This is a genomic window from Cryptosporangium sp. NPDC048952 (assembly GCF_043197895.1).
Classification (GTDB): Bacteria; Actinomycetota; Actinomycetes; order Mycobacteriales; family Cryptosporangiaceae; genus Cryptosporangium.
The window spans coordinates 34,477-45,900 of record NZ_JBICTY010000003.1; the positions used below are offsets into that span (position 1 = coordinate 34,477).

Sequence of the window (11,424 nt, forward strand, 5' to 3'; positions counted from 1 at the left end):
CGGCCTCCGCGGCCTCCGCGGCCCTCCGTGCCCTCCGGCCCTCTGCGGCCTCCGCGGCCCTCCGTGCCCTCCGGCCCTCTGCGGCCTCCGCGGCCGCCGCGGCCCTCCGTGCCCTCCGGCCCTCTGCGGCCTCCGCGGCCTCCGCGGCCCTCCGTGCCCTCCGGCCCTCTGCGGCCTCCGCGGCCCTCCGTGCCCTCCGGCCCTCTGCGGCCTCCGCGGCCCTCCGTGCCCTCCGGCCCTCTGCGGCCTCCGCGGCCCTCCGGCCCTCCGCGGCCTGTGTGGTGGCGGGGGTGGCGGGCGGGGAGTTGTAAGTCCATCGCGGGATGGAGATGTGAGACGTGTCGCGTCTTGGGGAGGCGACTGGGGTCGGGTGGGCTGATAGCGTTCGGGGCGCGAAGGGGAGTAGCTCCCAATGTCGCGGTCGACATGCTGAAGCGCTCGCGCTTCCGGCCGCGCGGCCCTCACGGGCGAGCGAGACCTTCGACTCAGGCGTTGTGTACGCCGGGTCGAGGTCGTGCGCGCACCTGGATCCGGCTGAAGACCGGAAGGTGTTTCGTGTCTGGATTCCTAGTGGCGACCGCCGTGAGCTTCGGCGTCATCTTCGTCGCCGAACTCGGCGACAAGTCGCAGCTCATGGCGCTGACCTTCGCCACGAAGTTCCGCGCCCTCCCGGTGCTGATCGGCATCACGATCGCGACCGCGATCGTGCACGCGGTGTCGGTCGCGGTCGGCTACGGACTCGGCGCGACGCTCCCCACCGGCTGGATCGCGCTGGTCGCCGCGATCGCCTTCCTCGCGTTCGGCGCATGGACGCTCCGCGGCGACACGTTGACCGACGAGGAGCGCTCCAAGGCCGAGAAGACCACCAAATCGGCGATCGTCGCCGCATCGGTCGCGTTCTTCCTCGCCGAACTCGGCGACAAGACGATGCTCGCCACGATCACCCTCGCCACCCAGTACGGCTGGTTCGGCACCTGGCTCGGCTCGACCATCGGCATGGTCGCCGCCGACGCGCTCGCGATCGTCGTCGGGCGCTCGCTGGGCCGGCACCTCCCGGAGAAGGCGATCAAGTACGGCGCCGCCGCACTGTTCTTCATCTTCGGCATCTGGCTCCTGATCGACGCGATCGCAGAGCTGGCCTGACCTGGTCGGCCGCGCTCAGCCCGCGAGCGGAGGCTCCTGGGAGGCGCTGCCCGATCGAACCGGACTCAGCCCGTGAGTGGGGGTTCCAGGGAGGCGCTGCCGTTCCAGGACGCCGCCCGGATGTCCTTGAGCGCCTGCTTGCGCACCCTCCCGCCGAGTCGCTCGACGTAGAGCACCCCGTCGAGGTGGTCGACCTCGTGCTGGAAGCAGCGGGCGAGGTATCCCTCACCGACGACGTCGACGGCGGCGCCGTCCACGTCGACGCCGGTCACCCGCACCCGCGCCGCGCGGGGCGTCGAGTAGCGCAGGCCGGGGACGGAGAGGCAGCCCTCCATCTCCTCTTCCAGTTCGGTGGAGAGCCGCTCCAGCACGGGGTTCACGACGTGGCCGCGCTTGCCCGGGCCGCAGTCGTAGGTGAAAAGCCTCAGGCCGACGCCCACCTGCGGCCCGGCCAGGCCGGCGCCGGGGGCGGCCTTCATCGATGCGGTCATCTGCTCGACGAGTTCGGCGAGCGTGGCGTCGAATGCGGTGACCGGCGCGGCCGGGCGGTGCAGCACGGGTTGCCCGGTGATGACGATCGGGAGCAGCCCGCTGGGGCCGCGTTCGGGGAGTACCACGGTCATGACGGCTGCTCCGGGAAGTCGGTGGGGGCTACGAGCGGGAACACCCGGGAGACCAGGGCGACCGGTCGGGCGTCGGGTGGGCGGGCGTCCGGGTGCTCGCGGGCGGCGAAGCGCTCGGCGACCGCGCGGACCGCGGCGGCGACCTCGGCCATCTCGGCCGGGGTCAGCCAGAGGACGTGGCTGGCGGCCTCGTCGGCGTGCCAGCGGGGGTCGACGGTGTCGCGGCCGGCGAGCCAGCGGCGGTAGCCCTCGTCTTCCAGCTCGCGCAGCAGCGGGGTCAGTTCGGGCTCCGCGTCGCGCAGGCGCGGGGTCAGTTCGGGCTCCGTGTCGCGCAGCCGCGGGGTCTGTTCGGGCTCCGCGCCGCGCAGCCGGGAGGTTTCGGCATCCCGGAGTCGCCACGGGCGGCGGCGTCCGGAGCCGCTACCCGGGGCGACCGGGGCCTCTTCGACGAGCCCGGCGCGGGCGAGTTGGCGCAGGTGGAACGAGCACGATCCGGAGCTCTCGCCGAGCTCGCGGGCGGCCTGGTTCGCGGTGACCGGCCCGTCGGCGAGCAGCGCCAGCAGCGCCTCACGGATCGGATGGTCCTCCACGCTTTGCAAAGTATCACCTTTGCAAAGCCCACCCCGCCGCAAAACCGCGCCGCGCGACCGCGCTGCGCCGCGCAACCGCGCTGCGAGGTCCGGCGCGCGACCGCGCTGCGAGGTCCGGCGCGCGACCGCGCTGCGAGGTCCGGCGCGCAACCGCGCTGCGAGGTCCGGCGCGCGACCGCGCTGCGAGGTCCGGCGCGCAACCGCGCGGCTAGTCTGCCGCGCAGCGAGTGCGGCAGTGGCTAGTCCGAGAGCTCCGCGCCCACGAGGACGCGGACTATGGCCAGGGCGGTGTCTACTTCTGGGGCGCCGCGCCCCAGGAGGTGGGCGTACATGTGGAAGTCGCAGACACGCACTATCGCGACCGCCAGCGCGGGAACCGGGAGGGCCAGCGTGAGTCGCCCGTTGGCGCACTCCTGCGCCAACAACCCCTCGACCAGCGCTGCTGCCCGATCCTCGATCGCGCCGGGCGTCGTCGCCAAGCGGATGAACACCATCGGCTCACGCTGGGTCAACGCCTTGAGCCCCGGCGCCGCGAGCACCGCACGCATGAACCGCGCGATCACGTCGACGACGTACTCCGGGCCCCCGGCCCCGTCGACGGACCGTGCAGCCCGCTCGGCCACCCGGAACGTCCGCTCGGTGGCCTCGGCCAGCACCACCCCGAGCAACTCCTCGCGGTTGCCGACCCATCGGTAGAGCGTGGCACGCCCGATACCCAGCTGGTGGGCGAGCGCGGACATGTCGACGGGCTCCCCGTCGAGATACGCCCGGCTCGCGAGTGCGACGACGTCGTCGGGCCCCACTCGTTCTCCCTGGTCGGCTCGGCTCTGCCGGGTCATCGTAATGGGGCTCGTTCCATCACGGATCGGACTTCCGGTTGGGCTCAGACCGTTCTGACCGGCGCCGATGGGCTCTATTGACGCGAAATCCCCAGAGCGAATCCCCCAGGAGCGACGTGAACGTCCGCGAGGTGATCCGAGGCTGGTCGCTCCTGCACCGCGTCCGTGGCGTCTTCCTGTTCTACGCGGTGTTTTGCGCGCTCGGGCCACTCGTCCAGATCGGCGGAACGCAGTGGCTGCACCCGTCGCAGAAGGCGCTGATCGACGGCTCCCTGTTCCTGCTGGTCGGCTGGTGGGTGCTGGGCTGGCACCGCACCCGGTTCCCGCGCCTGCTCGAGCCGTTCGAGTGGGCGATCATCGGCGCGTCGATCGCCTGCAGCGACGACAACGACGCCGCCGTCAACCTCGTCTTCGGCGCGATCTGCTTCCGCGCGTTCTACGGCAACACCTGGGACTGGGTCCGGCGCGTCGTGTACGTGGAGGCCGCGCTGCTGCTGGCGCCGCTCGCCCGGCGGATCGTCACCCCGGATTTCGAGGGGCCGAGCCCGTCGCTCGGTGCGGCCATCGCGGTACTGGCGCTGCTCATGTTCGTTCTGAAGAACGCGCTGGAGCAGCACGAACGGATGGTCGCCCGGGAACGGATCCTGGCCCAGGGCGCGGCGGCAGCCGTCGCGGCGACCGACCGGCAGACCATCTACGAGATCGCGGCACGCACCGCGCTCGGCCTGGCGGGCGACGGCACGGGCGTCCGGACGACGTTGTCGCAGGGGGACGGCTGGAGTACCCACGTCCGCGCCGCCGCCGGCGACCGCACCGAGGGACTCGTCGGTCTCGAAGTGCACTACGACCGCATGCCGCAGCCGCTGCACGACACGTTCCGCGACGGCGATCCGATCTACCTCGAAGGCGCCGAGTGTTCGGCCCTGAACGCGGTCGCCGACGCCAAGGTGTGTCAGGGCGGACTGTTCCTCGTGCCGCTGCGGACCCCCAACGGTTGGCTCGGCACGATGTCGATCGGCGCCGAGCGTCCGCTCCGCTCGGAGATCCGCACCAGCATGGTGACCTGGGCCGCCCAGGTGGCGTCGTCGCTGGAGACGCTGCAGCTCAACGAGGAGCTCACCCGGCAGGCGTTCCACGACTCGCTCACCGGCCTACCGAACCGGGCGCTGGTGCACGACCGGCTGCGGCTGGCGTTGCACACCCGGTCCGAGCACCCGCTGGTCGCGTTCATGTTGCTTGACTTGGACGGGTTCAAGCAGGTCAACGACGCCTGCGGGCACAAGGCCGGCGACGAGCTGCTCTGCGAGGTCGCGAACCGCCTGGTCGGGTGCGTGCGCCAGGGAGACACCATCGGGCGGCTCGGCGGCGACGAGTTCGCGGTGGTGCTGCCCGGCGTCCGTGATCGCACGCAGGGTCTGCGCATCGCCGAACGACTGGTCGAGTCGATCCGGACCCCGGTGACCGCGGACGGCCACCCGGTCGTCGTCGGCGCGAGCATCGGCGTCGCGTTCGCCGAGCACGGCGCCGACAGCAGCAATCTGGACGACTTGATGCGGTCGGCCGACGCGGCGATGTACCAGGTCAAGGCCACCCGCAACGGCGGGTACGCGGTAGCGGGCGCCCGAGCGGTCACCGCTTAGCGGACGGCTCCCACAGCCCGGGGGCGAAGTCGGGCTCCCAGCCGGGGACGGACCGGTGCGGTTGCAGGCAGCGGTACGTGACGTCGTCGTACTCGACCTGGTCGCCGACCTGGTAGTCGACGTTGGTGGCCCAGTCGCGGGTGGCCGTGCTGGCGCCCGGGCTCGTGTTGCTGGACTTCGCCACGGTGGGGCTGCTCCCGGCGGTGCCCCCGAACGTCACGTCGGAGCACGCGTAGAGCGCCGCGTCGCTGTCGCCGTCCTCCCAGATCGTGTAGATCAGGTGCCGCCCGGCCCGCTCCGGCAGCGTCACCGGAACCCGGTAGGTGTTGTCGGCACCGGGCTTGCCCGACACCTCGGCGAGCGGTTCCTTCTCCAGGCTCGCCCAGGTCAGCGCTTTCTTGGGGTCGTAGCCGGACTTCGTCAGGTAGAACCGCAGAACGCCGTTGTGCCGATCGTCCATGCGGTAGATGAACGTGGCTTTGCCGCGACTCTTCAGCGTGGTCACCGGCCAGTCGTCCCGAGCCAGGTCGAGGCCTCGGTACCGCTCGCGGCCCGCGCTACACAGCCGCGTGTCGGGGATGACCTCGTGGTGCCGGTCGCCGACGTCGGTGACACCGACGTCCGTTCCGTCGCCGAGGCCGACGGCCGGTTCGTCGCCATTGGCCGGACGCACCTTCGCTGCCGCCCGGCACGCGGTGAAAGCGTCCGAAAAACGGTTGCCCGGCCGGCACGAGTACCCGCGGCTCGACGGGGTCGTCGTCGTGCCTGCGGCCTCCTCGCCCGGCGGCCAGACCAACAACAGCGAAACGACGACGACGGCAGCGGACGCCACGGCGCCGGCGGCGATCAGGTGTAAGCGGGTGAGCCGGAAGCGCGGTGGGTCGGGTTCCGTCACGGGGGGAGGGGCGTCGGCGTGGTGGCGGCCCGGGCCGACCAAGGGGGCGGGCGCCGACGGGGGAGCGGGCGTAGCCACCGCCGCTGCTCGCGCGATCAGCTTCGTCAGGTCGTTGGTGAGCTCGGCGGGACTCTTCGCCGCCCGGCGGTGCGAACCGCGGGCGGACGGCTGGATCGAACTCGTCGACCTCACACGCCCGTCCACTGGACTCCCGTCCTACCCCCACCCAGCCGTCGCGGCTGATGCTAGTGCACCGGGACGTTCCCGCGTTGCGGGTCTGATCCCTGCTCACCAGCGTTGCCAACTACTGCACTTGGGTTGACGTGTGCGGCGCGCCACCAGTTCACCGCACCGTCTGGGCGTTTGCCGGATCTGCGTTGGGAAACGCTGATATCGGCTGGACGAAGGAGTGATTGCGTGACTGAGACAGTGGTCCGGGAGATCGAGCGGAAGTACGAACTACCCGAGGGTGTGGTGCTGCCGACCCTCGACGACCTGCCGGGGATCGAGGCCGACCCGGCAGCGGACGTCTTCGAGTTGGAGGCGGTCTATTTCGACACCGAGGACCTGCGGCTGGCGACCCACCGGGTCACGCTGCGGCGCCGCACCGGCGGTGACGACGCCGGCTGGCACCTCAAGCTGCCGGCCGGTCCCGACGGTCGCGACGAGATCCGCTGGCCGCTCGGGCGGGCGAGCCGTTCGGTCCCGACCGAACTGAAAGCACTGGTCACGGCGTACACGCGGGGCGCAGCGCTGGCGCCGGTCGCACGGATAAAGACGACCCGCACCCGTCGCCGCCTCCGCGACCCCGGTGGTTCGGTGCTGGCCGAGGTCGTCGCCGACGAGGTGGCCGGCCAGACGCTCGGCCGCGAGTCCACCGTGTCGTCGTGGTCGGAACTCGAGGTCGAACTGGCCGGTGGACACGCCAAGCTGCTCGACACCGTCGAGAAGCGACTCCGCGCCGCCGGCGTGCGTCGCTCTCCGAACGCGTCGAAGCTCGCCCGGGTCCTGGCCGACCGGATGCCCGACGCACGATCGGCGCGCGCCGGACGTCAGAAGAAGAAGTCTGTTGCTGTTGTTGTTGTCGACCACCTGCGTGAGCAGGCCGCGGCGATCCTCGAGTACGACCCGCGGGTGCGGCGGGACGAGCCGGACTCCGTGCACAAGATGCGCGTGGCCACCCGGCGCCTGCGTTCGGCGCTGCGGACATTCAAGACGGTCGTGGACCGCGACGCCACCCGCTCGGTGGGTGACGAGCTGAAGTGGCTGGCCGGTGTGCTCGGTGAGGCGCGTGACCTCGAGGTGCTGCGCGCGAGCCTGGGCGAGAAGATCGACGCCACACCCGACGAGTTGGTCGTGGGGCCGGTGCGCGCCCGGGTCACCGGACACCTGGCGAAGCAGCAGGCCGAGGCGCGCGAACACGTGCTCGAAGCGTTGAACAGCAAACGCTACTTCGCACTGCTCGACGCGCTGGACGACCTGGCCGAGAACCCGCCGCTGACGCGCGAGGCGCGGAACCCGGCGGCACGGGCGCTGCCGCAGACGCTGCGGCGCAGCCACCGGCGGGTCGCCCGCGAAATCGACGCCGCTGTCACGCTCCCGCCGGGCGAGCAGCGGGACCACCTGCTGCACGAAGCGCGGAAGTCCGCGAAGCGCGCGCGGTACGCGGGAGAGGCGTCCCAGCCGGCGCTGGGCAAGGTCGCCAAGCAGTTCGCCGGTGCGATGGAGGACGTCCAGGAGAGCCTCGGCGCGCACCAGGACAGCGTCGTGGCGCGCCAGGTGCTGCGCGAACTCGGCATGCAGGCGCACCTCGCCGGTGAGAACGGCTTCACGTTCGGGCTGCTGCACCGGGGTGAGCAGGCGCTGGCCGACGGCGTCGAGGACCGCATTCCCGAGGTGCGGGAGGCCGTTCGCGTAGCCGGTCGGCGTTTGCGGTAAAAAGCCCACGAGGTGGAACCGGGCGGTACTTAGCGGTACCGTCCGGGTTCCGGTCGTCCGGCGTTCAGAGAGGCCCCAGAGATGCGGTCAGCAATTCTCGCTACCCTGCTCGCGCTCGCTCTGCTGGCCGGCTGTACCAGCGAGTCGTCGGACGAACCGGCGGAGAGCTCCGTCGATCTGACCACAAAGGTCGTACAGACCGACAACGGCGCGCTCCGAGGGGCGAACGAGGCGGGTTACCGGTCGTTCCTCGGCGTTCCGTTCGCGGCGCCCCCCGTCGGCAAGCTGCGGTGGATGCCGCCGGCGCCGGCGGCGAAGTGGAGCGGCGAACGCGACGCGACCGAGGCGGGGCCCGCCTGCACCCAGCAGGGCAGCATCGTCAGCGGCGGTGACTCCGGAAACGGAAGCACCACTGAGGACTGTCTCTACCTGAACGTCTACACACCCACCGAGGGCACCGCCCGCCGGACGCTGCCGGAGCAGGCGCGCGAGGGCAAGCTGCCGGTGATGGTCTGGATCCACGGCGGCAGCTACACCAGCGGTGCCGGTTCCGACTACGGGCCCGCGCGCCTGGTCACCGAGGGCGGCGTGATCGTCGTGACGATCAACTACCGGCTCGGTGCGCTGGGCTTCCTCGCGCTGCCGGAGCTCACCGCCGAACAGTCGCTGGGTTCGGGCAACTACGGGCTGCTCGACCAGCAGGCGGCGCTGCGCTGGGTGCAGTCGAACATCGCGAAGTTCGGTGGCGACGCGAAGAACGTCACGCTGTTCGGGGAGTCGGCGGGTGGCGGCAGCGTCTGCTCGCAGATGGTCGCGCCGCAGGCCGAAGGGTTGTTCGCGAAGGCGATCGCGGAGAGTGGGTGTGCGTTGCGGGGGCCGACGCAGGCCGTCGCGGAGAAGACGGGGACGTCGTTCGCGGCGAAGGTGGGGTGCACGGGGACCGGAGTGCTTACGTGCCTGCGGGGTAAGTCGGCCGCGCAGATCCGGGCAGCGTCGAATGTGGCCGGAACGAGCCTCACCTACGCTCCGGCGAGTGGCGGGCCGGTGCTGCCCACCGACATCGAGACCGCGTTCACGAAGGGCGACTTCCAGGACGTCCCACTGCTGCAGGGCACGAACCACGACGAGGGTCGGCTGTTCGTCCTGTCGCTGGGACTGCAGAACGTCGGGGCGGCGCAGTACCAGACCGCGGTGCGCCGGGCGACGGGCAGCCTGGCCCCGCAGATCATCGCGAAGTACCCGCTGTCGAAGTACGGCACGGCCGGTGACGCCCTGGGCGCGGTCATCACCGACGCCACGTTCTCCTGCCCGGCGCTGCGGACGAACACGGCAGCGGCGAAACACTCCACCGTGTACGCGTACGAGTTCAACGACCCGAACGCACCGCTGCCGAAGATCGGGAACTACCCGCTGAAGGCCGCGCACGCTGCCGAGCTGCCCTACCTGTTCGACATGAAGCGGCTCGGTTCCCTGCCCGCTCCGGCGCAGAAGCTCGGCAAGGAGATGGTGGCGTACTGGACGAACTTCGCCGTCGACGGCGATCCGAACGGTGACGGCGTCGCGAAGTGGGAGAAGTTCGGGCCGGCGATGCAGGCGCTGGTTCCGCAGGGCTCGCAGGCGTTGCCGTCGACGTCGTTCGCGACCGACCACAACTGCGACTTCTGGGCCGCCCACCCGACGCTCTCGCTGCGCTCCTGAGGGTTGAACGTCGTGGGGGCCCATACGCCCCCACGACGTTCAACCCTTACCGGGTGCGGCCGCGGGGTTTGAGGGGCGTGGTCGGAAGCTCGGGGGCGTGCAGGGGTGCGCCGTCGAAGCCGGTGACCGCGCCGAACGCCTCGTGCGACTCCCAGGTGGCGCGAGCGGCCACGATCTCGTCGTGGCTGCGCCCGACGAAGTTCCACCACATGACGATCTGCTCCTCGAACGGTTCGCCGCCGAGGAGCAGGGTGCGGCCCTCGCCGCCGAACATGAGCTCGGTGCGGCCGCGACCGAGGTACACCAGCGCCCCCGCCGGGACGCTCTCACCGTCGATCACCGGGCCGTCCTCGAACGCCAGCACGGCGTACTCGAAGTCCGGACGTAGTTCGAGCGTCCCCGAGCCGACGATCTCCGCGCCGACCAGCGGGGTGTAGGTACGCGCGGGCGAGGTCGCGCCCGCCAGCGTCCCCATCAGAACGGTGGCGGTCAGGCCGTCCTTCGTCACCACCGGCAGGTCGTCGTGGTGGGCGAACGCGGGAGCCGTCGTCGCGTCGCTCTCCGGAAGAGCGACCCACAGCTGGGCCCCGTGCAGCACCATCCGCGGGGACTCCTCGGAGTGCGAGATGCCCACGCCCGCCGTCATCAGGTTGAGTTGACCGGGCCGGATCACCTGCTCGGAACCGATGCTGTCGCGGTGCAGCACCTCGCCCTGCACCAGCCAGCTGACGGTCTGCAGCCCCGTGTGCGGATGCGGTGGCACCCGCATGGTGGCTTCTTCCGGCCCGTAATGATCGACGAAACACCAGGCGCCGACCATCCGGCGGTGCTTGTGGGGGAGCGTGCGGGACACGGCCATGCTGCGCGGGCCGCCGAGCACGACGTCCCGACCGATCAGCAGCTCGTGGGCCGGGGTGGCGTCGGCCTCCCCACCGCAGGTCGCTTCGGCGGGAGCCGGATCCAGGTTGCTCACGCCGTGAGCGTACGTCGGTCTGGTCGCCGTCCTTCCCCGACGAGCGTCGGATGACCTGTGTAGTGCGCGGATGTCACGATTCCCCGGTCGTTGTGCCTCAGCGAGGAGGACCTGCCGTGACCTATGCCTTCGACCCCGAACTTGCCGCCGTGATCCCGTTGCTGCCGCAGGTCGACGTCTCGGACATCGCGTCCGCACGCGCGTCGACCGACTCGATGATGCTGCTGGCCGCGCCGGACGGTGAACTGCCCGCCGACGTGCGGGAGGTCACCGTGCCGGGGCCCGAGGGGGCGCCGGACGTCCGGCTGCGGATCCTCGAGCCGCGGACGCGGGCCGCCGGGCCGGTGCCCGCCATCTACGACATCCACGGTGGCGGGTTCATTCTCGGGTCGATGGACATGGACGATTCCGCGAACGCGCGGTTCTGCGACGAGCTCGGCGTCGTCGTGGTGAGCGTGGAGTACCGGCTCGCGCCGGAGGATCCCTTTCCGGCAGGGTTGGAAGACTGTTATGCGGGACTGGTGTGGGTGCGCGACCATGCCGACGAACTCGGTATCGACGCCTCGCGCATCGCGCTGCACGGGGTCAGCGCGGGTGGCGGGCTGGCCGCCGCGCTGGCGTTGTTGAGCCGGGACCGCGGTGGGCCGGAGCTCGCGTTCCAGTACCTGGGTGTTCCCGAGGTGGACGATCGGCTGGCGACGCAGAGCATGACGCAGTTCGTCGACACCCCGGTGTGGAACCGGCCCAACGCGATCGTCAGCTGGGACTCGTACCTCGGTGCCGGGCGGCGCGGAGGCTCCGACGTCAGCGTGTACGCGGCGCCGGCGCGCGCCACCGACCTCCGCGGTCTGCCGCCGGCGTACGTGTCGGCGATGGAGTTCGACCCGCTGCGCGACGAGAGCGTCGCGTACGCGTTGGCGCTGGTGGCGGCGGGAGTCAGCGTCGAACTCCACCTGTTCCCCGGGACGTTCCACGGGTCGGGTCTGGTGGATACCGCGGAGGTCTCCAAGCGCGAATCCACCGAGGCGGTAGCAGTCCTGCGCAGAGCCCTACGCCTCTAGCCCGCGACGCGCGCATCTGCGGCG

Annotated in this window: 11 protein-coding genes; 6 read left to right on the plus strand and 5 right to left on the minus strand. The window is 71.3% G+C overall.

What is annotated here, in order from left to right; genetic code table 11:
- Together ACGFY5_RS16285 and ACGFY5_RS16290 are read left to right on the plus strand one after the other, a co-directional pair.
- Positions 1–311: hypothetical protein (locus ACGFY5_RS16285; protein WP_392720585.1), on the plus strand; the 311-nt coding region annotated here is incomplete at its 5' end.
- Positions 312–555: 244 nt separating this feature from the next.
- The gene (locus ACGFY5_RS16290; protein WP_392720587.1) at positions 556–1,143 is read left to right on the plus strand and encodes a TMEM165/GDT1 family protein; all 588 of its coding nucleotides are present in this window, start codon (positions 556–558) and stop codon (positions 1,141–1,143) included.
- Between the two features lie 65 nt (positions 1,144–1,208).
- Here the strand turns inward: ACGFY5_RS16290 and def are convergent, their stop codons facing one another.
- From def to ACGFY5_RS16305, 3 genes are all read right to left on the minus strand, one after another.
- On the minus strand, positions 1,209–1,766 hold the full coding sequence (def, locus tag ACGFY5_RS16295; RefSeq protein WP_392720589.1) for a peptide deformylase: 558 nt from the start codon (positions 1,764–1,766) through the stop codon (positions 1,209–1,211).
- Entirely contained in the window at positions 1,763–2,356 is a 594-nt protein-coding gene (locus tag ACGFY5_RS16300; protein ID WP_392720591.1) for a winged helix-turn-helix domain-containing protein, read from the minus strand. Before ACGFY5_RS16300 ends, def begins: the two co-directional genes overlap by 4 nt.
- Positions 2,357–2,595: 239 nt before the next feature.
- Positions 2,596–3,159: a QsdR family transcriptional regulator gene (locus tag ACGFY5_RS16305; RefSeq protein ID WP_392720593.1), complete on the minus strand. Its 564-nt coding sequence runs from the start codon at positions 3,157–3,159 to the stop codon at positions 2,596–2,598.
- 152 nt (positions 3,160–3,311) lie between these two features.
- On the opposite strand from ACGFY5_RS16305, the gene ACGFY5_RS16310 reads away from it, so the two are divergent.
- Positions 3,312–4,835 carry a diguanylate cyclase domain-containing protein gene (locus ACGFY5_RS16310; protein WP_392720595.1) on the plus strand — a complete coding sequence of 508 codons (1,524 nt, stop codon included), beginning with the start codon at positions 3,312–3,314 and terminating at the stop codon, positions 4,833–4,835.
- Here the strand turns inward: ACGFY5_RS16310 and ACGFY5_RS16315 are convergent.
- A complete protein-coding gene (locus tag ACGFY5_RS16315; protein ID WP_392720598.1) occupies positions 4,825–5,922 on the minus strand; it encodes a lytic polysaccharide monooxygenase in 1,098 nt (365 codons plus the stop codon). The two genes, ACGFY5_RS16310 and ACGFY5_RS16315, sit on opposite strands and share 11 nt — an antisense overlap.
- A gap of 225 nt (positions 5,923–6,147) precedes the next feature.
- On the opposite strand from ACGFY5_RS16315, the gene ACGFY5_RS16320 reads away from it, so the two are divergent.
- Both ACGFY5_RS16320 and ACGFY5_RS16325 read left to right on the plus strand, forming a co-directional pair.
- Positions 6,148–7,668: a CHAD domain-containing protein gene (locus ACGFY5_RS16320; protein ID WP_392720601.1), complete on the plus strand. Its 1,521-nt coding sequence runs from the start codon at positions 6,148–6,150 to the stop codon at positions 7,666–7,668.
- A gap of 81 nt (positions 7,669–7,749) precedes the next feature.
- Positions 7,750–9,366 carry a carboxylesterase/lipase family protein gene (locus tag ACGFY5_RS16325; RefSeq protein ID WP_392720603.1) on the plus strand — a complete coding sequence of 539 codons (1,617 nt, stop codon included), beginning with the start codon at positions 7,750–7,752 and terminating at the stop codon, positions 9,364–9,366.
- Positions 9,367–9,412: 46 nt separating this feature from the next.
- On the opposite strand, the gene ACGFY5_RS16330 is transcribed toward ACGFY5_RS16325, so the two are convergent.
- On the minus strand, positions 9,413–10,339 hold the full coding sequence (locus ACGFY5_RS16330) for a pirin family protein (protein ID WP_392720605.1): 927 nt from the start codon (positions 10,337–10,339) through the stop codon (positions 9,413–9,415).
- Between the two features lie 116 nt (positions 10,340–10,455).
- Between ACGFY5_RS16330 and ACGFY5_RS16335 the strand changes: the two genes are divergently transcribed.
- The gene (locus tag ACGFY5_RS16335) at positions 10,456–11,400 is read left to right on the plus strand and encodes an alpha/beta hydrolase (RefSeq protein WP_392720607.1); all 945 of its coding nucleotides are present in this window, start codon (positions 10,456–10,458) and stop codon (positions 11,398–11,400) included.
- The last annotated feature ends 24 nt before the right edge of the window (positions 11,401–11,424 follow it).

Bases quoted from the DNA above. Each gene is read 5' to 3' on its own strand.
- def (WP_392720589.1), bottom strand. From the start codon at position 1,766: ATGACCGTGGTACTCCCCGAACGCGGCCCCAGCGGGCTGCTCCCGATC.
- ACGFY5_RS16325 (WP_392720603.1), top strand. From the start codon at position 7,750: ATGCGGTCAGCAATTCTCGCTACCCTGCTCGCGCTCGCTCTGCTGGCC.